This is a genomic window from Hymenobacter rubidus (genome assembly GCF_016734815.1).
In the GTDB taxonomy this organism is placed as follows: domain Bacteria; phylum Bacteroidota; class Bacteroidia; order Cytophagales; family Hymenobacteraceae; genus Hymenobacter; species Hymenobacter rubidus.
The window spans coordinates 1-22,509 of the sequence record NZ_JAERQF010000035.1; the positions used below are offsets into that span (position 1 = coordinate 1).

Sequence of the window (22,509 nt, forward strand, 5' to 3'; positions counted from 1 at the left end):
TGAGGAATGAGGAATGAGGAATGAGGAATGAGGAATGAGGAATGAGGAATGAGGAATGAGGAATGAGGAATGAGGAATGAGGAAGTTCCGACCCATCCGCCCACTTTCCAATTCTTCATTCCTCATTCCTCATTCAGCGCAGCGTATATTTCGCCTTATGAACCTGCCGTGGCGTCCATCTTTTCCAACCTTGCTGCTTTCAGGCATTGTGCTGGTTTTGATGGTGCCCGCCTGCAACCCCTTTGCGCCGGCGTTGGATGAAGTACCCGCCGACCAGAATGCGCTGCTGGGCAACCCCGTGACGGTGCGGGGCTTTTTCGACCGGTTTCGGGCGTCTTATCAGTTGCGCGACTCCACGCTCTACGGCCAGCTGCTGCACCCGAAGTTCCGCTTCACCTACCACGATTTCGCCGCCAACGTGGACCGTTCCTGGACGCGCGACGTGGACGCTAATACCACTTACCGGCTGTTTAAAGCTGCGCGCTCCACCAATTTGCAGTGGACGCAGTACCTGCCCAGCTCCGACACGCTGGCCTCCGACACGCTGGTGAACGTGGAACGCTCGTTCCTGCTCACCATTGTGCAGCGCGACGACGAGCGGTTTTCGGGCTCCGGCACGGCCCGGCTGGTGCTGGTGCGCAAAAACCGCAACGACCCCTGGCGCATGCGCAGTTGGTACGACCGCAGCGAGTTTTAGCTGCTGCTAGGGCCGCTTCCGTACGACTTCTACGCTCCCACAGCCGCTACACGAGAAATTTGCGCCATTCCAACTCCCCCCAAAGCCGTAGCGCCCATTGAGCCGACCGTTATAGCGCAGCTCCAGGCCCTTTAACTCGTGGTAAGCGTTGCAATCGGTGTTTACCAGAGGTCCAAACTGCGCTTTCGCCTCCACAGTATCCGTATCGGTTGGCGACAGGTGCAACAGGAGGGTGTGAGTGAGTTCGCCACCGGTAGCAGGCAGGTAATACGCGCCGTCGCTGAGCGAAATTCCCCACAGTACCGGGGTACCCACCGGCTGCTGGCCTCTAGGTGGATTCAACCGACTCAACGAGTCCAGCCCGGCCTGACTGAGCTGCTTAAACCAGTCGGCTCCGGTCCGGTCGTTCACAATTTTGAAGGTGAGATAAAAAGTGGTGAGCCCGTGCCCACAGTTTACTTTCTCCTTCGCGCAGCCGCTTGCGCCTAACCCCAGAACAAACGCGAAGAAGGGCATCGCCCAGCTTGGAAAACGGCAGGCAGATGGATAGCGCATGGCGGTGTTACGGAGAGTCGACTGGAAGAAAACGAACCAATTGGGCCGACTCGAATGTAAGCGGCCGCCTGCACATTCCGGTCATCGCTCTATCTTGTCGGCTTCATAAGCTGAATCTATGACCGAACCTCAACCCGACCAGCCGCAATTCAAGCGCGCCATCAATCTTTTCGACGCCATTATGCTGGTCACGGGCAGCATGATTGGCTCGGGCATCTTCATCGTTTCGGCCAATATTGCCCGGCAAGTGGGCAGCGCGGGCTGGCTGCTGGTGGTGTGGCTGCTCACCGGCTTCATCACCATGGCCGGGGCCATCAGCTACGGCGAGCTGGCCAGCATGTTCCCCAAAGTAGGCGGGCAGTACGTGTACCTGCGCGAGGCCTTTGGCCGGCTCACGGCCTTCCTCTACGGCTGGACGCTGTTTCTCGTCATCCAAACCGGGGTGATTGCGGCCGTGGCCGTGGCGTTTGCCAAGTTCACGGGCGTGCTGCTGCCCTGGTTCAGCGTGAAAAATGTCCTGTTTGAAACCAACTTGTTGGGCTGGAATTTCACTTTCTCATCGGTGCAGCTGCTGGCCATTTTCCTCATCATCGGCATCACGGCGCTCAATGCGCAGGGCGTGCGTACCGGCAAGCTCATCCAGAACGTGCTGGGCAGCACCAAGCTGATTGCGCTGGCGCTGCTCATCGTGCTGGGCGTGGCGCTGGGCATCAACCACGAGGCCATTGCGGCCAATTTTCATAACATCTGGGCGGCCACTCGCTCGGCCGCGCCGGGCACCAGCGCGCCCGAACTGCCCATCAGCGGCGGCACCCTGCTCATTGCCATTGGCATGGCCATGTCGGGCTCGCTGTTTTCGTCCGATTCGTGGAACAACATCGGCTTCGCGGGCGAAGAAATCCAGAACCCGGAGCGGACGCTGGTGCGCAGCATGGCCATCGGCACGGCCATCGTCACGGCGCTCTACATCCTCATCAACGTGGTGTACCTGCTGGTGCTGCCCCTGCACGGCTCGCCCGATGCCACTACGCTAGCCGGCCGGGGCATTCAGTACGCCACCGACGACCGGGTGGCCACCGCCGTAGCCGAATCGGTGCTGGGCAAGGCCGGCGCCTACGTCATGGCCGTGCTCATCATGCTCAGCACGTTCGGGGCCAACAACGGCATCATTCTGAGTGGGGCCCGCGCCTATTTCGCCATGGCCAAAGACGGGCTGTTCTTCCCCGGCCTGGCGCGCCTGAACGGCGCCGGCGTGCCGGCCCGCGCCCTGTGGGCCCAGTGCCTGTGGGCCTGCCTGCTTTGCCTGAGCGGCTCCTACGGCCAGCTGCTCGACTATGTGATGTTTGCGGTGATACTGTTCTACGTCGTCACCATCATCGGCATTTTCGTGCTGCGGCGCACCCGCCCCGATGCGCCCCGCCCCTACCGCGCCTGGGGCTACCCGGTGTTGCCGGGCCTGTATGTTGTGCTGGCCAGCGCGTTTTGCATCATCCTGCTCATTGCCCCCGACACGGCTGAATTCTCGCGCCGGGGCCTGGGCCTGGTGGCGCTGGGGCTGCCGGTGTATTTCCTCTTTGGCCGGCGCTTCGAGAAACATATTCCAGGTTGAGGAATCAAGTAGTCACGCAGAAGTAACCGTACCGTAAAAGGTGGTCCTTCTGAGCTTGTCGAAGCATCTCTACCGCAGCAGTAAATCAAATTACTATTGCAGTAGAGATGCTTCGACTCCGCTCAGCAGGACGGTTAAGCGAATGCGGCTACTGCTGCTCGAGTACTTTACAAATTTTTCTGTCTTACTACTTTAGGACTCACGCAGTTGAAGCCCCAGCGGGGCGGCACATTGGTAGTAAGTTATTCATTATGAAATGGTAAAGCCCCGGCGGGGCGACACTCGCCAAGCACTCAACCGAGTGTCGCCCCGCTGGGGCTTTCTACCCAACATCAGCCAGTTACTATCGAGATGGCGCCCCGCTGGGGCTGCAACTGCGTAAGTCCTATACTTATAACTCAGTTCTGAAAACTTGGAAGTTGTTTAGGCAGTGGGTTCCGCTCGGTCCGACGGCGTAGGCGTCCGACCGGTTGCTGCCTGAACGAGGCACCAATGGCCGTTGGCCGACGACTGGTCGGACGCCTAAGCCGTCGGACCGGCAAGCGAGACCCTTCCGAAACCGCTTCTTGCTTAGGACGGGCAAGGCATAAAAAAGCGACTCCCTCTAGAGAGTCGCTTTTTTATGCCTTACCACGGCAGTTTAGCGCCGACGTTTGCCGGCCTTGGCACGCGGGGTTAGCGTCACATTCAGGGGTTGGCTGCCTTTGGCCCGCACTATTTCGTCGTCGTAGCCACCATAGCCATAAATCAGGGTGTTGTCGTTGTCGTTGGGCACTTCGAGCGAATAATTGCCGTTTGCGTCGGTGCTGGTGCCTTTGCTGCTGCCTTTCAGCAGCACGGTGGCGCCCACCAGGGGCCGCCCGTTCTCGTCCTCTATCTTACCCGAAACGGTCACATTGGCCGGGGCGGCCGCTTCGGGGGCCGGTGCCGGGGCGGGGGCCGGAGCCACTTCTGTAGCTGCCGGGGCGGCCACTGGAGCTGCGGTGCCAGCGGCATCGGCCCCGGTTGCGGCGGCCGGAGCCGGGGCAGTGGTGCGCGTGGCGGCAGGGGCTTTGGCGGGGGCGATATCCTCTTTGGCGTCCGTCGTCTCGGTGGTGGCCGGGGTTGCCTTCAGGCCCGCGGCCATGCTGTCGGCCGCCGTGGGCGCGGTGGCCGTCACGGCAGCGTCGTCGAGCATGAAGGAAGGCGTGACCGAAGCCAACCCATCGCCGTGGCCTTTGGGCAGGGCCACGTAGCCCACCACCAGCGCCACCATTACCCCTCCCAGTAGGTACAAAAGCCGGTTGTTGCCTCCCGATGCTACTTCCTCGTCCTGCGCGTCCAGGTTGGGGTCGTACTGCTCGTTCTGAGGCTTGGGTAAATTGTCGGGACTCATGGATTGAAACGGTTAGCTTAGAAAGTGGGAAAGTGGCTGAGAAGTAGTTGCTTTTAAAAGCCGCTACTCAGGATATACCGCGCAAGTTAAGCGTTTGCCTGTTATCCAACTTCACCTTCCTTTTTTCTATTTATTCGACCCATCCCACCTTTTTTCAATCAAATGGCGCCGCCTGTTCTGCCTGAACCACTTCGCCTTATTGCTTCATCCGTTTCGGCAAAAGGGTGGGCCCGCCAGCAGCCACTGGCTACCGGCGGGCCCACCCCGCTCACAGCAAAAAACAGCACGGGCCGAAGCCGCTTATTGGTCGCTGATGGTCTCGCTGCCACCGGCGGGCGTGGCGGGGCCACCGGGGGCCTTTTCGCCAAAATCCTGGTCGCGGGTGCGCAGGTTGTGGTCCAACTCGTAGCTGCCTTCGGCTTCAAAGCCGGGGCCCTGGGCCTGCTCGCCGGCATTGGTGTGGTCGTTGCCGCCCTGGGGGCTGGTTTCGGAGCCGCCGATGTGGAGGTTTTCCAGCTGGTCCTTTTGGTTGCTACGCTCGGTGTAGCCGTTGGCGCCTACGTAGCGGGCAGCGGTGGGGTCGCCACTGGCCTTGTTGTTGCTTTGGTCCTGCTGGTATTTTTTTTGTTTTTCGAGCTCTTCGTTTTTTGCAAAGTTTTTATTTTCAGTGATGTCGGCGTGTTCGCCTTCATCGGCGTCGGTGCCGTCGCCGGAGAAATTATCGGGAATCATGCGGTCTGGAATATTAAGTGAAGCGGTAACCAAGCTTACGCATCCGCAGGCATTCCGTTACGAAGCAGGGCAGGCAGCGGTAACGGAGGCCCGGGCCGCGACATCAGCCAAAGCAGCCAAAACTTTTGGCGGGCTAAAGCGGATTGTAGGGTCGCAGGCAGGAGCCAGGCTGAAGAAGCGGTATAGAAAGTCGACGGACCTTCATTGCAGCGCCGAAGCATGACGCGCAAGCGAATGATTCCCGCGGCTGAACCTGCACCTGGCCCAACCGTTCTTTTCCCTCCTTCCGCCGGGCTTGCGCTTACATTTGGCCCGGCACTTCTTTTTCCCGCACTATGCACCTGGTAATTATCGGCAATGGCATCACCGGGGTATCGTGCGCGCTGGCCGTTCGCCGCCTGCGGCCCGGTGCGCGCATCACGCTGGTATCGGCCGAAAGTGCGCACCATTACTCGCGCACGGCGCTGATGTACGTGTACATGGGCCATATGCGGCTTTCCGACATCAAGCCCTACGAAGACTGGTTCTGGGATGAAAACCGGCTGGGCCTGGTGTACGCCACCGCCACAGCCCTGAACACCGCCGAGCAGCTCGTCGTCCTCAACAACGGCACCACGCTCCGCTACGATGCCCTGCTGCTGGCCACCGGCTCGGAGAGCAAGCTGGGCGGCTGGCCCGGCCAGCACCTGGCCGGCGTGCAGGGCCTCTACGGCCTGCCCGATTTGGAGGCCATGGCCCGCGACACGCACGGCATCAGCCGCGGGGTGGTGGTGGGCGGCGGCCTCATTGGCGTGGAACTGGCCGAGATGCTGCACAGCCGCGGCATCGAGCCCGTGGTGCTGGTGCGCGAGGCCCGGTACTGGGCCTCGGTGCTGCCCCCGGAAGAAGCCCACCTGGTGGACCGCCAGTTTCAGGAGAACCGCGTGCCGGTGCGCTACCACACCGAATTGCGCGAGGTACTGGGCGACGCCCAGGGCCGGGTGCGCGCCGTGCTCACCACGGCGGGCGAAGAAATTGCGTGCCAGTGGGTGGGCCTGGCCATCGGGGTTACTCCCAACCTCTCGCTGGCCCGCATGGGGGGCATTGATACCGACCGGGGCATTCTGGTTGATGAATTGCTGCGCACCAGCGCCGCCCAGGTGTATGCGGCCGGCGACTGCGCCCAGCACCGCCAGCCCGCCGCGGGCGAGGTCCCCATCGAGCAGCTTTGGTACACCGGAAGGCTGCAGGGCGAAACCGTGGCCCACACCATTTGCGGGCAGCCCACGCGGTACCGGCGCGGCATCTGGTTCAACTCGGCCAAATTCTTCAACCTCGAATACCAGACGTATGGCCGGGCCCCGGCCGGGCCAGTGGCTGGCATGGACCATTTCTACTGGGAACATCCGTCGGGCCGCGCGGCGTTGCGCGTCTACTTCCAGGCCGCCCCCCCCCACGCCGTGGCCGGGTTCAACGCGCTGGGCCTGCGCCTGCGCCAGGATGTGTGCCAGCAGTGGATTCGGAACCACACGCCGGTGGCCGCGGTGATGGCGGAGCTGGGCGCGGCTAATTTTGACCCCGAGTTTTTTCCGCAGCACGAGCAGGCGCTGGTGGCCGCTTTCAATCGGCAGTTTCCGCAGCAGCCCGTGGTGCTGAAACGCCGTAAAGGCCTGCGCGCCCTGTTTGGCTAGCGTTGCACGAGCTGAGCGCCGGCTTGGCAAGTCGTTTCCAATCCAGCGCCGCTGGCGCTTAACCTTTGTTCTCGTGGATTTTTCTAAACTATACCGCCCCTCGGCCCTCAACAGCTTCCAGTTCATTGCCCTCACCGGCTTGCTGATGAGCGCCGGGGCGCATTTGATTCTGCATTTTTTTGTTGGTCGTATGCCAGCCGGCTTCAACTGGCTCTACGCGTGCTGGACCGGCTTCTACTGCGTGGGGACGCTCATTAACCTGTTTGGCAAGCCCGACGAGCCTCATCACCATTAGAAAAAAAGCAATGGAGGCGGGTCGTTCTTTTGCTCGCTGCTCGTTATTAACCCCTCATTGTTCATTGCTATTAAGATGTCCTCAACGCGTACTACGCCTCCATTGCCGGCTTCCTCGCCCGCCGAAAAGCTTGCGCTGAGCGTCGTTGCCGGAGGACTGCTGACGCTGCTCCTTGCGCTGGCTGACGCCGACCCGGCCCGCCAGCAACGCTGGTTTTATTTGGCCCTGGGCCTGCTCGGTAGCGGCATGCTGGCCTGGAGTTGGCTGAAATATGGCCGGCACCCGGCCGGCGTGCAGCAGCACAGCCTGTGGCTGCGGGCCAGCACCAGCCGCGGGGCCGTGGCCTGGGTCACGGGCCTGGTGCTCACGGGCTTCTACGTGGTGCTCTACTGGTTCAGCAACGACGACGGCCACGGCCATTTCGGCCCGCTCAACAACCTGGTACACGCCCTCGACGGGTTCAGCCGCGCCTTGCGCGCCCGGCCGGCCGACCAATGGTTTCTCTACGGCACCTTCTACACCCTGGCCGTGCTGCTGATGGGCGTCCGGGCGCTGTGGAAATACCGCCACTCGCGCTACCAGCTTATCCGCACCGCGTCGGTGATGTTTTTTCAGCTGGGGTTTGCGTTTTTGCTGCCGGGGCTGCTCCAGTTTTTTCAACAGCCGGAGTTTTACTTCACGTATTTCTGGCCGCTGAAGTACGACTACCTGTTTCCGGGCACCGTCACGTCTTTGCTGCAAAAGGGCGGGCTGGGCGTGTTCATGGTATTTTGGGGGGCGGCAATGTCGCTGCTGGCCACCCCGGTGCTCACCTATTTTTTTGGCAAGCGCTGGTACTGCTCCTGGGTGTGCGGCTGCGGCGGCCTGGCCGAAACCGCCGGCGACCCCTACCGCCAGCTGGCCGACAAAAGCCGTGCCGCCTGGCGCTGGGAAGTGCGCATCATCTACCCCGTACTGGTCCTGATTGTCGTTATTACGGTGCTGCTATGGGTGCATTTTGCCACCGGCAGCACCTTGCTGGGCGCAGCCGGCGGCGTGGCCGCCAAATGGTACGGCTTCGTTATCGGCTCGGTGTTTTCGGGCGTCATTGGCGTGGGTTTCTACCCCATCATGGGGGCGCGGGTGTGGTGCCGTTTTGGCTGCCCCATGGCGGCTTACCTGGGCCTGCTGCAAAAGCATTTTTCGCGCTTCCGCATCAGCACCAACGGCGCCCAGTGCATCTCGTGCGGCAACTGCTCCAACGTGTGCGAAATGGGTATCGACGTGAAGCAGTACGCCCAGCGCGGCGAGCCCATCATCCGGGCCTCGTGCGTGGGCTGCGGCATGTGCAGCACGGCCTGCCCCCGCGGCGTGCTCAACCTGGAAAATGGCCCACGCGAGGGCCGCTACCAAGGGTCGCAGCTGATTCACGCGGACTCGCTGCGGATATTAAGCTAGATTTTAGTCAATTACCCGCGTTGTTCCCTACGCTTTAAATGAAGCTCAATCATTCTCGTGTCTTCATCACTCCAAATAAAGCTCTGAATATTTTCCACCTGAATTACTGTCAACCCATCATCCTCGCCGTATTCTGTGTAGCACTCCACAAGTATCTCCTGCTCTGTAAACTGCCGGATGTAGCCATATAAGTCATGCCCAATTTTGGTAGTGAGAAACACTAATTGCTGTGCTTCCTTGGCCCGGCCCAACAATAATGGAATACTCAGGTACTCCTGCTCCATGAAGGATGGCGATTTTAACCCTGCGTATACTTTGTCAAGGTTGTCTTCCTTGAGTTCGATGTTCCGAATGTACCGGTCATCAAAATCAAGTTGGTAGATATCTACCATATCATACGATTGAATGCCCGTTTGCATTCCGTCACGATTTATGACTCGGAGCATCAAGAGCTCATCGCTGAAACTAATAATATAACCTACTGAGAATCTGTCACCAGTTCGGCTAGTACGCACACCAAGCATGCGTTTCTCCTTCTGTGCACGCGTTATGATACCTGAAAACAAATCAGCCATTGAGAGTAGAATCGGTGTTAAGTGATGGATTTGAAATCAATTGCTCATTCTAAATAATTGACAGTCAATAAACCGACTCGCCAAAAGTAAGGATTCTGCCAGTATAGTGTTCCGCTTTACTCCAAAAACCCTAGCAGCGCTTTATAAAACTGCGCCGGCGCTTCCAAATGCGGAATGTGGCCCACGTTCGGAATTTCTACCAGCTTCGCGCCATTTATCTGGGCGGCGATGCGGCGGCCCAGCGCCGGGTACTGGCCCATTTGGGCCAGTGTTTTCGGGTCTTTGATGAGGGCCTTGCCCACCACCGTGCGGTCGGCCTGACCGATGATGAGCAGCGCGGGCACGGCGAGGCGGCCAAATTCATAGCACACCGGCTGCTGGTAAATCATGTCGAAGGTGAGGGCATTGGCGCGGGCTACTTTGGGAAAATCGGGGCTGCGGGTTTGGCCGGCCAGGGGCAGCAGCCACTGGTCGTGGGCCGCCGGGTAGCCATTGGGATAGTAGGTGGCGTGGTATTTCCGCATGCTGGCTTCGGTGCTTTTTAGCTCGGTGGCCTCGGCTTGGTCGACGGATTGGAAGGGCACGCCCACGCGGTAGTCTTCCAGCCCGATGGGGTTTTCGAGCACCAGCTTTTCGGTGGTTTCGGGGTAGAGCAGGGCGAAGCGAGTAGCCAGCATGCCGCCCATACTGTGGCCCACGATGACGGCTTTTTTCATGCCGAGCGTATCGAGCAGCTGCTTGGTATTGCGCGCCAGCTGATGAAACGAGTAATGAATGTCGGCTTTGCCGGACTTGCCAAAGCCAATCTGGTCGGGCACCACCACCCGAAACCCGGCCGCCGTGAGCACCTTAACGGTTTCGCGCCAATACGCGCCGAAGAAATTCTTGCCGTGCAGCAGCACCACTGTGCGGCCGTTGGCTTTGGCAGCAGAAGCCGGGATGTCCATGTAGGCCATGCGCAGCGCCTGCCCTTCCAACTTCAGCGGCAGGTATTTTACTGGAAATGGGTACTCATAGCCATCCAGCGTGGCGTTGAGAACGGTGGGCTGGGCCGAGGCCACGCGGGTGGCCAGCAGCAAAACAAAGAACAACAGCAGGAAACGAAACATTCGGCAACGACTTGGTGCGGTTAGCGCGGTGTCGGGGTTGGTGTAGCGTAGCGCGAACGTTGTCGTTCGCGTCCCCGCGCCGCCAGCTCGTTCTGGCACGCGAACGACAACGTTCGCGCTACTGACCGCACGGACACTGACTTCGAAACGGCTGTAGCTGCTACGCATCCTAACCCCATTCTGCCCACAGCCCACCAGAATTCATGACGTAATTGCCGGTTGAGTGCTAGCCAGCGCTTTCTAGGTGAAGCTACATCGGCAGTCCTTTCAGCACTTCTTTGGCATTGCTCACATGGTCGGTAGCCCCGCTCAACGAGTTGAAGATGTATTGGATAACACCGTTCTTATCAATGACAAACGTAACGCGGCCGGGCAGCAAACCCAGCAGGGCGCGGGGCACTTCGTAAAGCTTGCGCACGTTGCCGTCGGTATCGGCCAGCAGCTCGAAGGGCAGGCGGTGTTTCTGGGCAAATTTCTGGTGCGACTTTTCACTGTCGGAGCTGATGCCGATGACTTCGGCGCCGAGTTCTTTGAAGTCTTCGTATTGGTCGCGAAACGAACAGGCTTCGGCGGTGCAACCAGGGGTATCGTCCTTGGGGTAGAAGTATAGCACGATGGCTTTCTGACCTTTATAGCGGGAAAGGGTAAACGTTTCGCCGTTGGTTGCAACCAACGAAAAGTCCGGGGCCGGCGCTCCAATTTTCAGCATGAGTAGTGGGGGTGATAATTCAAAAAGACGGATATACGCCAAAACGTCTTGTGCAACCACCAACCTCCGCCGTAGTTTCAGCCCCGCCGCCGGCCCAGCCCCATGCTAACATCCTACAACAAGATGCGAAAGGCCCGTACGAGTTCGATGAAGGGCATTTCTACATTTGTCAACAGCCCTGCGCCATGAATAAATACATTGGGACGGGGAATGCACGCATCAGCAGAAATATCGAACATTTTTGCCGCTTTATTCAGCAAAAATCCTGATTCAGAGACCCTAAAAAGGGCAAAGTTGAAATTCAAGGCAATGCAGATACGTCGTTCCCTTTCTTTCAATACCTCCCCATTTTTAGGCTTCTTACTTGTCCATTTTGTACTGATTTATCATCCGGGGGCTGCCCAGAAGCTCGCCGTTGCGGCGCTGAAATGCGAGTACCAACCCCATCCGCTGGGCGTGCAAACCGCCCAGCCAACGCTAAGCTGGGAACTGCGCGCCGACCGCCGCAACGTGCGGCAAACCGCCTACCAGATTTTGGTAGCCGACAGCCGCCAGAGCCTGGACAAGAACGTGGGCAATGCGTGGGATACGGGCAAAATCGCCTCAAATTCCTCCATCCAGGTGCCTTACGCGGGCAAGGCCCTGCAGCCGGCCAAAACCTACTTCTGGAAGGTCAAAACCTGGGACAATCAAGGCACTGCCTCCGAATGGTCGGCCCCGGCCGAGTGGCAGATGGGCCTGCTCGCCCCCGCCGACTGGAAAGGCGCCGCCTGGATAGCCTACGACCAGCTGCCCGCCGACCGGGTAACGGTGCTGCCCGTTGATGGCAAGAAGGATACCTACAACGGCAACAACACGCTGCCGCTGCTGCGCAAGCGCTTTACCGCCAAAAAGCAGCCGTTCAGGGCCACGCTGTTCATCAGCGGCCTGGGACACTTCGAAACCCTGTTGAATGGCCAAAAAATCGGCAACCACTTCCTCGACCCCGGCTGGACGAAGTACGACCAGCAGGCGCAGTACGTCACGTTTGACGTGACCAGCCTAATAAAAACCGGCCCCAATGCGCTGGGCGTCATGCTCGGCAACGGCTTCTACTACGTGCCGCCGGTGAAGGAGCGGTACCGCAAGCTCAAGGCGGCGTTCGGCTACCCGAAGCTGATTTGCCGGCTGGCGCTGGACTACGCCGACGGCTCGCACCAGAACGTGGTGAGCGACCCGACCTGGCGCACCGCTGCCGGCCCCATTGCCTTCAGCAGCATCTACGGCGGCGAGGACTACAATGCCGCGCTGGAGCAAGCCGGCTGGGCCACCACCACTTTTCAGGACAAAGCCTGGCGGCCCGTTGTGGCCGTGGACGGCCCGCCGCAGCTGGTAGCGCAGGAGCAGGAGCCGCTGCAGGTTTTCGATACCTTCAAGGCACAAAGCATCATGCAGGCCCAGCCCGGCAAATGGGTGTACGACTTCGGGCAAAATGCTTCGGGCATCATCGAAATCCAGGTGAAAGGCCAGCGCGGCGACACCGTGCGCATTACACCGGCCGAACTGCTGGGGCCCGATAAAACGGTGACCCAGAAGAATACCGGGCGCGGCTTTTATTTCACATACATCCTGAAAGGCAGCGGTGAGGAAACCTGGCGCCCCCGCTTCACTTACTATGGCTTCCGCTACGCGCAGGTAGAGGGCGGAGTGCCGAAGGGCCAGCCCAATCCGAAGAACAGGCCCGAAATCCTGCGTCTGACGGCGCTGCACACCCGCAATGCGGCGGCCGGCGTAGGCGATTTTTCGTGCTCCAACGACTTGCTTAACCGCACCCATACGCTGATTGACTGGGCCATCAAAAGCAACCTGGCCAGCGTGATGACCGACTGTCCGCACCGCGAAAAGCTGGGCTGGCTGGAACAAACTCACCTCATGGGCGGCTCGCTGCGCTACGGCTACGACATCGCCACGCTCTGCCGCAAGACCCTGGCCGACATGCGCGCTTCGCAAACAGCCGACGGGCTGGTACCTGAAATCGCGCCGGAGTACGTGAAGTTTGAGTGGGGCGGCGACATGTTCCGCGACTCGCCGGAGTGGGGCAGCGCCAGCATCATCCTGCCCTGGTACGTGTACCAATGGTACGGCGACCGCCGGGTGCTGGCCGAGAACTACGACATGATGCGGCGCTACGTGGCCTATCTCGGCACCAAGGCGCAGGACCACATTCTCACGCAGGGCCTGGGCGATTGGTACGACCTCGGCCCCAAGCCGCCGGGCGTGTCGCAGCTCACGCCCATGGGCGTAACCGGCACGGCGACTTATTATTACGACCTCACCATCCTGGCCAGCGTCGCCCGGCTGCTAGGCAAAACCGATGAGGCGGCTGGCTACGAGCAGCTGGGCACGGACGTGAAAGCGGCCTTCAACGCGAAGTTTTTCGACCCCGCCACCCGGCAGTATGCCACCGGCAGCCAGACGACCAACGCCCTGGCCGTGTACATGGGCCTGGTGGCGCCGGCCGATAAAGCGGCCGTGGTGGAAAACATCGTGCAGGAGCTGCGCACCCACGATAACCGCCTCACCGCCGGCGACATCGGCTACCGCTACCTGCTGCGCGTGCTGGAAGACGCGGGCCGCTCCGACGTGATTTTTGCGATGAACAACCGCGCCGACGTGCCCGGCTACGGCTACCAGCTGGCCCACGGCGCCACGGCCCTCACCGAATCGTGGGCCGCGTTGCCCACAGTGTCGAACAACCACCTCATGCTGGGGCATTTGATAGAGTGGCTTTACAGCGGCTTGGGCGGCATCAGGCCAGCCGAGGGGTCGGTGGCGTTCGATAAAATTGACATCCGGCCCGAGCCGGTGGGCGACGTGACCAGCGCCAAGGCCAGCCACCTCTCGCCCTACGGCCTGATTGCGACGAGTTGGAAAAAGTCGGCCAGTGGCTTCGAGCTGACGGTGACCATTCCGGCCAACACCGTGGCTACCATTTATCTGCCCGCCACCGCTTCGGCGCGCATTACCGAAGGCGGACAGCCGCTGGAGAAGCACCCGGAGCTAGAACCGTTGGGCATTGCGGAGGGGCGCGCGCGCATCAAGGCCGGTTCGGGGACTTACCATTTTGAGGTTGGCTCAACCTTGTAATCGCATGAAAATCAAACTCGCTTCTCTTCTGCTACTTGGTGGCCTTTGCCAATCGGCTTGGGGGCAAAAACCGCTGCCTACTACCGTGCCTGCTGCCGAGATGCAGAAGGTGTACGAGGAGGTGAAAACGCCTTACAAATACGGCCTGGTGCTCGTCACCGACGACAACCGAAAGAAGATGGATTGCCCCAGCGTATTCCGCAAAAACGGGCAGTGGTGGATGACCTACATCATCTACGACGGGCGGGGCTACGAAACCTGGCTGGCCCAGAGCAAGGACTTGCTGAAGTGGGAGACGAAAGGTAAAATCCTGCCTTTCAGCGATACGACCGACTGGGACACCAACCAGAAAGCCGGCTACGTGGCCCTGCAGGACCCCAAGTGGGGTGGCAGCTACGAGTGGCAGCCCTACCAGGGCCGGTACTGGCTGTCGTACTTCGGCGGCAACTCGCGGGGCTACGAAAAGGGCCTGCTGTCCATCAGCCTGGCCTCGACGGACAAGGACCCCACCACCCTGCCCACCTGGCAGCGCCTGCCCAAGCCCGTGCTGCGCCCCGACGACAAAGACGTGCGCTGGTGGGAAAACCACACCATCTACAAAAGCTCGGTGGTGTGGGACAAGAGCAAGCTCACCGGCCACCCGTTCGTGATGTACTACAATGCCAACGGCGACAGCCTCAACGCCAAGCGCGGCGCCGAACGCATCGGCATGGCCGTGAGCGACGACATGACGCACTGGCAGCGCTACCTGCGCAACCCTGTGCTGAACCACCACACCGGCATCACCGGCGACGCCTACCTGCAGAAAATGGACAACGGCCTGTGGGTCATGTTCTACTTCGGCGCCTTCTACCCCGGCGTGAAGGGCGCCGTGAACCGCTTCGCCTGCTCCTACGACCTCACCCACTGGACTGACTGGACCGGCGCGAATTTGATTGAGCCCTCCGAGCCTTATGATGAGCTGTTTGCCCACAAGTCCTTCGTGCTGAAATACAAAGGTGTGGTGTACCACTACTACTGCGCCGTGAACAAGGCCGACCAGCGCGGCATCGCCGTGGCCACGTCGACGGATATGGGCAAGAGTACGGTAGCCTTCATTGCGCCGCCGGTGAAGAAACCGAAAGAAGCTAAAAAATGAACGATGTAGAGACGCGACACTTCGCGTCTCCCACCAGAACAACGCCATCAGGCTAAACAACATCAGCAACGACGAGACGCGAAGTGTCGCGTCTCTACATTCCACCCAATGCCTCGCTTGATTCTTCCCCTGCTCCTACTATTACTCGGCTCCCGAAGCATTCTTGGGGCACAGCCGGGCACGCGGGTAGTGGCGGATTTCAATAAAGGCTGGAAATTCTACCTGGGCGACGAGGCCGGCGCGAAAGATGCCACGTTCAACGATGCAGCTTGGCGTAAGCTGACTCTGCCACACGACTGGAGCATCGAGGGCCAGTTTGACGAGAAGAACCCCGCCAAGCCCGAGGGCGGCGGCCTGCCCACCGGCATTGGCTGGTACCGCAAGACGTTTACGATGCCGGCCGCGAAGGGCCGCAACGTATTTGTCGAATTCGATGGTGTGTACAAGCGCAGTGAGGTATGGCTGAACGGGCATTCGCTGGGGCAGCGGCCCAACGGCTACATCTCCTTTCGCTACGAGCTGACACGCTACCTGCAGCCGGCGGGCCAGCCCAACGTGCTGGCCGTGCGGGTCGATAATTCGGCCCAGCCGGATTCGCGCTGGTACACGGGCTCGGGCATCTACCGCAACGTGCGGCTGGTGACCACCCACGCGGTGGCGGTGGATGAGTGGGGCACCTTCGTGAGTACGCCCGCCGTGAGCGCGCAGGCCGCCACGGTGGCCGTGCAAACCCAGTTGCGCAACGCCACCGGCACATCGCGCACTGTGAACCTGCAAACGGTGGTGCTGGACAAAACCGGCCGGGAAGTGGCGCGGCAACTAACCAGCGGCGTGAAACTGAGCAGCGCGGCGACTACGGTATCGCAGAAGCTTATCCTGAAGAACCCGCAGCTTTGGTCGGTAGCCAAAACCTATTTGTATCGAGTGAAAACCACGGTATTGGCTGGCCAGGCAATCGAGGACGAGTACGAAACGCCGCTGGGCGTGCGCACCTGCGTTTTCGACGGCCAGCGGGGCTTTTTGCTGAACGGTCAGCCGCTGCGCATCCAGGGCGTGTGCCAGCACCATGACTTGGGCGCGCTGGGCGCGGCGGTGAACGTGCGCGCCATGGAGCGGCAGCTGGAAATCCTGAAGGCAGTGGGCTGCAACGCCATCCGCACGGCCCACAACCCGCCCGCGCCGGAGCTGCTGGACTTATGCGACCAGATGGGCTTTCTGGTGCTGGACGAGGCGTTTGATATGTGGCAAAAAAAGAAGAACTCGCAGGATTACCACCTCGATTTCAAACAGTGGCACCAGCGCGATTTGGAAGACCAAATCCGGCGCGACCGCAACCACCCGAGCGTGTTTCTGTGGAGCATTGGCAACGAAATTCGGGAGCAGTTCGACAGCACCGGCACCCGCCTCACCCGCGAGCTGACGGCCACTGTGAAGCGCCTCGACCCCACCCGGCCTGTGACCTCGGCCCTCACTGAGCAGGAGCCGGCGAAGAACTTCATCAGCCAGGCCGGTGTGCTGGATGTGCTGAGCTTCAACTACAAGCACGCCGAATATCCCAAGCTGCCCACTAGCTTTCCCGGCCAGAAATTTCTGGCGACTGAAATCGCGGCGGCCTACGAAACGCGGGGCCACTACGACCTGCCATCCGACAGCCTGCGCATCTGGCCTAAGGACGGCAAAACCAAGCTCACCACCGGCAACCCCGATTTCACGGCCTCCAGCTACGACAACGCCGCGCCCTACTGGGGCGCCAGGCACGAAGCCGCTTGGCGCGCCGTCCGCAACAGCCCTTTTATCAGCGGGGCCTTCGTGTGGAGCGGCTTCGACTACCTGGGCGAGCCCCTGCCCTACCCCTGGCCGGCGCGCAGCTCCTATTTCGGCCTCATCGACTTGGCCGGCTTCCCTAAAGACGCCTACTACCTCTACCAAAGCGAGTGGACCAGCCAGCCCGTGCTACACCTGCTGCCCCACTGGAACTGGCGCCCCGGCCAAACCGTGGACGTGTGGGCCTACTACAGCCAGGCCGACGAAGTGGAGCTATTCCTAAACGGCAAGTCACTGGGCATTAAAAAGAAAGGCCCCGACGACCTGCACGTGATGTGGCGCGTGCCCTACGCCCCTGGCACCCTGCAAGCCATCTCGCGCCGCGCCGGCCAAACCGTGCTCACCAGCACCATCAAAACCGCCGGCCCACCTGCCAAAATCGAACTCACCGCCGACCGCAGCAAGCTGCGCGCTGATGCCAAAGACCTGTCCTTCATCACCGTGCGTGTGCTGGACGCCGCCGGCAACCTAGTGCCCGACGCGGCCAATCTGGTGAAGTTTTCGGTGAGCGGGCCGGGCTTTGTGGCGGGTGTTGACAACGGGTATCAGGCTAGCATGGAGTCGTTTAAAAAGCCGGAGCGCAAGGCTTACAATGGCATGGCGCTGGCGATTATTCAGACGACGCAGAAGGCGGGGACTATTACGCTACGGGCAGAAGCGGAGGGACTTGAAGCGACTTCGGTAACGCTAAATAGCAAGCCCTGACGTGGGCGCCTCATGGGCCCCCTATGGGGCCGGCCCCCTCTCCGAAAAGGAGAAGGGGAGCCTGACGATTACAGAATTGATATGACTTTCAAATGAGCAGTTTTCCTCTTCAATTTTCTCTAACTGGCAGAAGCCGCCGTGGCTCCCCCTCTCCTTTTCGGAGAGGGGGCCGGGGGGTGAGGCGCCACGTCTGGGCCATCCTGCTACTCCTGTTACCCTTCGCAGCAAGCGCCCAAGAAGCCAGCGTGTACTTCTTCCCCGGCGTCTCCAACCCACCCAAAATCTACGCCGGTCCCGAAGGCGACGCCTGGGAAATCCCCCAAATCACGGAGCTAAACCGCGACAAATCCCGCGCCACGGCCTATTCCTTCCCCACCGAGAAAGACGCTTTGCTCGGCGACCGCGACAAGACCCCGCGGCTTCTGTCACTCAACGGCTTGTGGGATTTCAACTTTGCGATAAAGCCCGCCGACGCGCCCAGGGATTTCTACAAGAGCCGCGTGAGCGGCTGGAAGCAGCTGGCCGTGCCGTCGAACTGGGAGATGAACGGCTACGACCTGCCCATTTACAAGAGCGCCAAGTACCCGTTCCGGCCCGTAAACCCGCCCTTTGTGCCGCAGGATTACAACGGCGTGGGCTCGTACCAGCGCACATTTACGGTGCCGGCGGGCTGGCAGAATCAGAACGTGACGCTGCATTTTGGCGGCGTCAGTTCGGCGTTTAAGGTGTGGGTGAACGGGAAGTTTCTGGGGTACGGCGAGGACAGCTGCCTGCCCTCGGAGTTCAACGTGACGCCGTATGTGCAGGCGGGCGAAAACGTGGTATCGGTGCAGGTAATGCGCTGGTCGGACGGCAGCTACCTCGAAGACCAGGACCACTGGCGGCTGAGCGGCATCTTCCGCGAGGTGCTACTGCTGGCCGAGCCCAAGCTGCGCATTGCCGACTTCCACTGGCAGGCCAAGCTCGATAAGCAGTACCGGGACGCCGTGCTAAGCATCCGCCCGCGCCTCGAAAACCTGACCGGCAACAACGACATTTCCGGCTACCAGGTGAAAGCGCAGCTTTTCGACAAAACGGGCGCGCCGGTGCTGGAGAAGCCTTTGCAGCGCACCGCCGAAAGCATCATCAACGAGCCCTATCCGCGCCTCGACAACGCCAAATTCGGCCTGCTCGAAACCACCATCCGCAACCCGCTGAAGTGGAGCGACGAGGCCCCCAACCTCTACACGCTGGTGCTCACCCTGACCGACAAAACCGGCGCGGTGCTGGAAGCCAAAAGCTGCCGCGTGGGCTTCCGCAGCATCGAGTTTTCGAAGGACAACGGCAAGATGCTCATCAACGGCAAGCTCACCTACCTCTACGGCGTGAACCGCCACGACCACCACCCCACCAAGGGCATGGCCGTGAGCCGCGACGACATCCGACAGGACGTGCGCACGCTCAAACAGTTCAATTTCAATTGCATCCGCACCAGCCACTACCCGAACGACCCGTACTTCTACGAGCTCTGCGACGAGTACGGCATCCTCGTCATCGACGAAGCCAACCTTGAAACCCACGGCCTGGGCTCGAAATTGAGCAACGACCCGGCCTGGACGGCCGCCTACCAGGAGCGTAGCATGCGCATGGCCCTGCGCGACAAAAACCACCCCAGCATCATCTTCTGGAGCCTCGGCAACGAGAGCGGCCGCGGGCCCAACCACGCCGCGATGGCCGCCTGGCTGCACGATTTCGACATCACCCGGCCCATCCACTACGAGCCCGCCATGGGCGACCCGCACGTGGAAGGCTACATCGACCCCAACGACCCCAACTACCCCAAAAACCACGCCTACCGCATCCAGACGCCCCGCGACCAGGCCTACGTGGACATGGTGAGCCGTATGTACCCCGGCCTGTTCACGGGCGAGCTGTTGGCCAACCAGCCAAACGGCGACAACCGCCCCATTTTCTTCTGCGAATACGCCCACTCCATGGGCAACGCCACCGGCAACATGAAGGAATTCTGGGACGGCTGGCGGGCCACCAGGCGCGTTATCGGCGGCTGCATCTGGGAGTTTAAGGACCAGGGCCTATTGAAGAAAGACTCCACGGGCACTGCGTTTTACGCCTACGGCGGCGACTTTCAGGAGAAGTATTACGATGACTTCACCATCAAGGGCATCGTGGCCTCGGATGGACGGCCGCACGCGGCCATTTACGAGTGCAAGCGCGTGTACCAGCCCGCCGAATGCACGCTCACCGATGCCGGCCGGGGCCTGCTGAAGGTAGAAAACCGCCACGCCGGCAAGTCGCTGGCCGACTACGCCGCAACGCTGGTGGTGCGCGAGGACGGCCGCGTTATTTCGACCAAGCTCCTGCCGCGCCTGCGGCTGGCCGCCGGGCGCGACACGGTTATTTCGCTCAAGCCCTACCTGCCCAACATGAAGGCGGGCGCGGAGTATCTGGCCACCATTTCCTTCACCCTGCCGCAGGCCACGGCCTGGGCCGCGCAGGGCCACGAAGTAGCCAGCAACCAGTTTGCCCTTACCGGCTTGGCTGAAGCGCCGAAAGTGGCCAAAGCCTACCCGGCCGTGGTCGTGCGTGACGACGCCACGGCTTACGTGCTCAGCGGCAAGGACTTTCAGGTGAGTATTGCCAAAGCCACCGGCGCGCTCACCTCCTACCGCAACCAGGGCACCGAGCAGCTGGCCGCTCCGCTCCTGCCCCATTTTACCCGCCCCCTCACCGACAACGACCGCCGCGGCTGGAAGGCCGACAAGAAGCTAAAGGAGTGGTTTACGGCCACGCCCAAGCTCCAAAGCCTGACGCTGGATAAGTCGCAGCCCGGCCGGCCCAGCCTCACGAGTACCTACTCGCTCATCGAGGACAAAACCACCGTGCGCGTGACCTACACCCTGAACGGCGACGGCACCCTGCACGTGGCCTACGCTCTCACACCCGCCGCCGGCCTGCCCAACATCCCGCGGGTGGGCATGCAAATGGGCATTCGGCAGGCCGATACCCGCATCAGCTACTACGGCCGCGGGCCGCTGGAAAACTACATCGACCGCCGCTACGGCTTCGACGTGGGCATTTACACTCAGCCGCTCAGCGAGTTTGCCGATTCATACGTGGTGCCCATGGAGTACGCCAACCGCACCGACGTGCGCTGGATGCAGCTCGCGGATAAGCAAAACGCCGGCCTGCTTGTCGTAGCCGACAGCCTGCTGAGCATGAGCGCCTGGCCCTACACCGAGCAGAACATTCAGACGGCCCGCCACACCAACAAGCTCAAAGCCGCCGGCTTCATCACCCTCAACATCGACCTCGCCCAGATGGGCGTCGGCGGCAACACCAGTTGGGACGCCCAGGCCGCCCCCATCGACAAGTACCAGCTGCCTTCGAAGCCTTATAGTTACAGCTTCTACCTATTACCCGTGAGCGGAAAAAAGGACGCGGCGGCGCTGGCGCGGAGCGTTCGATTTGACAGCCAACCCAAACGCAATGCCCAGTAAAAAGCACGTCATGCTGAACGAAGCCGAAGCGCAGTCGAAGCATCTCTACCGCTTCGTTCGGCACCCCTCTCCGCGGGAGAGGGGCCGGGGGTGAGGTGACCCGTCAGGCGAAGCGGTAGAGATGCTTCGACCACGCTGCGCTTCGCTCAGCATGACGATTATAAATTCAGAAATATCAATAAAATGCCCACCGAACCCATCCACCTCAAAGGCATCACCTGGAACCACAGCCGCGGCTTCGTGCCGATGGCCGCTACCGCCCAGCGCTTTTCGGAATTAAACCCCACCGTGAACATCACTTGGGAAAAACGCTCGTTGCAACAGTTTGCTGATGAGTCGATTCAGCAGCTGGCCGAGCGGTTCGATTTGCTGGTGATTGACCATCCGTGGGCCGGCTTCGCGGCGCGCACCGGCTCCATTTTGCCTTTGGATGAGTACCTGCCGGCCAGTTTCCTGGCCGACCAGCAGGCCAACACCGTGGGCCATTCCTTCGAGAGCTACTCCTTCAACGGCCACCAGTGGGCCCTGCCCATCGATGCCGCCACGCCCGTTGCCGCCAGCCGCCCCGACCTGCTGGCTCAGCACGGCCTCACCCTCCCCGAAACCTTTGCCGACCTACTGGCCCTGGCCGACCGCGGCCTCGTAGCCTTCTCGCTCATCCCCATCGACACGCTGATGAGCTTCTACATGTACTGCTGCTCGCTGGGCGAAGACCCCTGCCAGCGCGAGGACGAGGTGGTGAGCGAAGCCGTGGGCATCCAGGCGCTCCAGCTTTTCCGCGAGCTGGCCAGCAAAGTAGCCCCGGCCTGCTTCCACCGCAACCCCATCCAGACCTACGAGGCCATGACGCAGACCGACGCGCTGGCCTACTGCCCCTTCGCCTACGGCTACTCCAACTACGCCCGGCGCGGCTACGCCCGCCGCCCGCTGCACTTCCACGACATGGTAAGCCTCACGCCGGGCGGCCTGCGCCTGCGCAGCACCCTGGGCGGCACCGGCCTCGCCATTTCGGCCGAGTGCGCCGAAGTCGAAACCGCCGTGCGCTACGCCGAATTCGTGGCCTCGCCCGCCTGCCAGCAAACCCTGTATTTCGACAACGGCGGCCAGCCGGGCCATCTCTCCGCCTGGCAGGATGAGCACGTGAACGCGCAGTCTAGCAACTACTTCACCGCCACGCTCCCGGCCTTGCAGCGGGCATTCCTGCGCCCACGCTACCACGGCCACATGTTCTTCCAGGACCACGCCGGCGAGCCCGTCCGCCAGTACCTGATGAACGGCGGCGATGAGCGGACGCTACTGCGCGAGCTGAACGATTTGTATGTGAAATCCAGAACGATGGCGTGAGGAATGAGCCGCCTAAAAGCACGTCATGCTGAGCGCAGTCGAAGCATCTCTACCGCTTCGTCAGGCTCCCCTCTCTTTTGGCTTCGCGCTTCAAGCGAACCGGGGCTGGAGG

General features: G+C 61.0%; 17 protein-coding genes. 10 read left to right on the plus strand and 7 right to left on the minus strand.

The window, feature by feature from the left end:
* Positions 1-157 precede the first annotated feature (157 nt).
* Entirely contained in the window at positions 158-697 is a 540-nt protein-coding gene (locus JKL48_RS18800) for a hypothetical protein (RefSeq protein ID WP_201985972.1), read from the plus strand.
* 6 nt (positions 698-703) lie between these two features.
* Here JKL48_RS18800 and JKL48_RS18805 read toward each other — a convergent pair whose 3' ends face one another.
* The gene (locus JKL48_RS18805) at positions 704-1,213 is read right to left on the minus strand and encodes a hypothetical protein (RefSeq protein ID WP_201985973.1); all 510 of its coding nucleotides are present in this window, start codon (positions 1,211-1,213) and stop codon (positions 704-706) included.
* 157 nt (positions 1,214-1,370) lie between these two features.
* Between JKL48_RS18805 and JKL48_RS18810 the strand changes: the two genes are divergently transcribed.
* Entirely contained in the window at positions 1,371-2,861 is a 1,491-nt protein-coding gene (locus tag JKL48_RS18810; protein ID WP_201985974.1) for an APC family permease, read from the plus strand.
* Between the two features lie 640 nt (positions 2,862-3,501).
* On the opposite strand, the gene JKL48_RS18815 is transcribed toward JKL48_RS18810, so the two are convergent.
* The gene (locus JKL48_RS18815) at positions 3,502-4,236 is read right to left on the minus strand and encodes a carboxypeptidase-like regulatory domain-containing protein (RefSeq protein WP_201985975.1); all 735 of its coding nucleotides are present in this window, start codon (positions 4,234-4,236) and stop codon (positions 3,502-3,504) included.
* A gap of 300 nt (positions 4,237-4,536) precedes the next feature.
* Positions 4,537-4,968, minus strand: a complete 432-nt coding sequence (locus tag JKL48_RS18820) for a hypothetical protein (RefSeq protein ID WP_201985976.1) — start codon at positions 4,966-4,968, stop codon at positions 4,537-4,539.
* 335 nt (positions 4,969-5,303) lie between these two features.
* On the opposite strand from JKL48_RS18820, the gene JKL48_RS18825 reads away from it, so the two are divergent.
* The 3 genes from JKL48_RS18825 to JKL48_RS18835 all read left to right on the plus strand — a co-directional run bounded on the left by JKL48_RS18825 (position 5,304) and on the right by JKL48_RS18835 (position 8,370).
* Positions 5,304-6,638, plus strand: coding sequence for an NAD(P)/FAD-dependent oxidoreductase (locus tag JKL48_RS18825; RefSeq protein WP_201985977.1), 1,335 nt, complete (start codon positions 5,304-5,306; stop codon positions 6,636-6,638).
* Positions 6,639-6,711: 73 nt separating this feature from the next.
* A complete protein-coding gene (locus tag JKL48_RS18830) occupies positions 6,712-6,933 on the plus strand; it encodes a hypothetical protein (RefSeq protein WP_201985978.1) in 222 nt (73 codons plus the stop codon).
* 75 nt (positions 6,934-7,008) lie between these two features.
* Complete coding sequence (locus JKL48_RS18835) at positions 7,009-8,370, plus strand: 4Fe-4S binding protein (protein ID WP_201985979.1); 1,362 nt, start codon at positions 7,009-7,011, stop codon at positions 8,368-8,370.
* 11 nt (positions 8,371-8,381) lie between these two features.
* Here the strand turns inward: JKL48_RS18835 and JKL48_RS18840 are convergent, their stop codons facing one another.
* The 4 genes from JKL48_RS18840 to JKL48_RS18855 all read right to left on the minus strand — a co-directional run bounded on the left by JKL48_RS18840 (position 8,382) and on the right by JKL48_RS18855 (position 11,068).
* Positions 8,382-8,945, minus strand: coding sequence for a hypothetical protein (locus JKL48_RS18840; protein WP_201985980.1), 564 nt, complete (start codon positions 8,943-8,945; stop codon positions 8,382-8,384).
* Positions 8,946-9,061: 116 nt separating this feature from the next.
* Positions 9,062-10,054 carry an alpha/beta fold hydrolase gene (locus JKL48_RS18845; RefSeq protein WP_201985981.1) on the minus strand — a complete coding sequence of 331 codons (993 nt, stop codon included), beginning with the start codon at positions 10,052-10,054 and terminating at the stop codon, positions 9,062-9,064.
* A gap of 250 nt (positions 10,055-10,304) precedes the next feature.
* Complete coding sequence (locus JKL48_RS18850) at positions 10,305-10,763, minus strand: peroxiredoxin (protein ID WP_201985982.1); 459 nt, start codon at positions 10,761-10,763, stop codon at positions 10,305-10,307.
* 113 nt (positions 10,764-10,876) lie between these two features.
* A complete protein-coding gene (locus tag JKL48_RS18855; protein ID WP_201985983.1) occupies positions 10,877-11,068 on the minus strand; it encodes a hypothetical protein in 192 nt (63 codons plus the stop codon).
* 4 nt (positions 11,069-11,072) lie between these two features.
* Between JKL48_RS18855 and JKL48_RS18860 the strand changes: the two genes are divergently transcribed.
* The 5 genes from JKL48_RS18860 to JKL48_RS18880 all read left to right on the plus strand — a co-directional run bounded on the left by JKL48_RS18860 (position 11,073) and on the right by JKL48_RS18880 (position 22,397).
* The gene (locus JKL48_RS18860; protein WP_449555697.1) at positions 11,073-13,889 is read left to right on the plus strand and encodes a family 78 glycoside hydrolase catalytic domain; all 2,817 of its coding nucleotides are present in this window, start codon (positions 11,073-11,075) and stop codon (positions 13,887-13,889) included.
* Positions 13,890-13,893: 4 nt separating this feature from the next.
* On the plus strand, positions 13,894-15,027 hold the full coding sequence (locus JKL48_RS18865; protein WP_201985985.1) for a glycosylase: 1,134 nt from the start codon (positions 13,894-13,896) through the stop codon (positions 15,025-15,027).
* Between the two features lie 117 nt (positions 15,028-15,144).
* Complete coding sequence (gene galB / locus JKL48_RS18870) at positions 15,145-17,556, plus strand: beta-galactosidase GalB (protein ID WP_236668910.1); 2,412 nt, start codon at positions 15,145-15,147, stop codon at positions 17,554-17,556.
* 245 nt (positions 17,557-17,801) lie between these two features.
* Positions 17,802-21,053 carry a glycoside hydrolase family 2 TIM barrel-domain containing protein gene (locus JKL48_RS18875; protein ID WP_317191970.1) on the plus strand — a complete coding sequence of 1,084 codons (3,252 nt, stop codon included), beginning with the start codon at positions 17,802-17,804 and terminating at the stop codon, positions 21,051-21,053.
* A 183-nt stretch (positions 21,054-21,236) separates the two neighbouring features.
* Positions 21,237-22,397, plus strand: coding sequence for an ABC transporter substrate-binding protein (locus JKL48_RS18880; protein ID WP_201985988.1), 1,161 nt, complete (start codon positions 21,237-21,239; stop codon positions 22,395-22,397).
* Positions 22,398-22,509 lie beyond the last annotated feature (112 nt).

What these genes read in the sequence shown, in the direction of transcription:
- JKL48_RS18800 (WP_201985972.1), top strand. Translation starts at nt 158, where the DNA reads ATGAACCTGCCGTGGCGTCCATCTTTTCCAACCTTGCTGCTTTCAGGC.
- JKL48_RS18805 (WP_201985973.1), bottom strand. Translation starts at nt 1,213, where the DNA reads ATGCCCTTCTTCGCGTTTGTTCTGGGGTTAGGCGCAAGCGGCTGCGCG.
- JKL48_RS18810 (WP_201985974.1), top strand. Translation starts at nt 1,371, where the DNA reads ATGACCGAACCTCAACCCGACCAGCCGCAATTCAAGCGCGCCATCAAT.
- JKL48_RS18815 (WP_201985975.1), bottom strand. Translation starts at nt 4,236, where the DNA reads ATGAGTCCCGACAATTTACCCAAGCCTCAGAACGAGCAGTACGACCCC.
- JKL48_RS18820 (WP_201985976.1), bottom strand. Translation starts at nt 4,968, where the DNA reads ATGATTCCCGATAATTTCTCCGGCGACGGCACCGACGCCGATGAAGGC.
- JKL48_RS18825 (WP_201985977.1), top strand. Translation starts at nt 5,304, where the DNA reads ATGCACCTGGTAATTATCGGCAATGGCATCACCGGGGTATCGTGCGCG.
- JKL48_RS18835 (WP_201985979.1), top strand. Translation starts at nt 7,009, where the DNA reads ATGTCCTCAACGCGTACTACGCCTCCATTGCCGGCTTCCTCGCCCGCC.
- JKL48_RS18840 (WP_201985980.1), bottom strand. Translation starts at nt 8,945, where the DNA reads ATGGCTGATTTGTTTTCAGGTATCATAACGCGTGCACAGAAGGAGAAA.
- JKL48_RS18845 (WP_201985981.1), bottom strand. Translation starts at nt 10,054, where the DNA reads ATGTTTCGTTTCCTGCTGTTGTTCTTTGTTTTGCTGCTGGCCACCCGC.
- JKL48_RS18850 (WP_201985982.1), bottom strand. Translation starts at nt 10,763, where the DNA reads ATGCTGAAAATTGGAGCGCCGGCCCCGGACTTTTCGTTGGTTGCAACC.
- JKL48_RS18860 (WP_449555697.1), top strand. Translation starts at nt 11,073, where the DNA reads ATGCAGATACGTCGTTCCCTTTCTTTCAATACCTCCCCATTTTTAGGC.
- JKL48_RS18865 (WP_201985985.1), top strand. Translation starts at nt 13,894, where the DNA reads ATGAAAATCAAACTCGCTTCTCTTCTGCTACTTGGTGGCCTTTGCCAA.
- JKL48_RS18880 (WP_201985988.1), top strand. Translation starts at nt 21,237, where the DNA reads ATGCCCACCGAACCCATCCACCTCAAAGGCATCACCTGGAACCACAGC.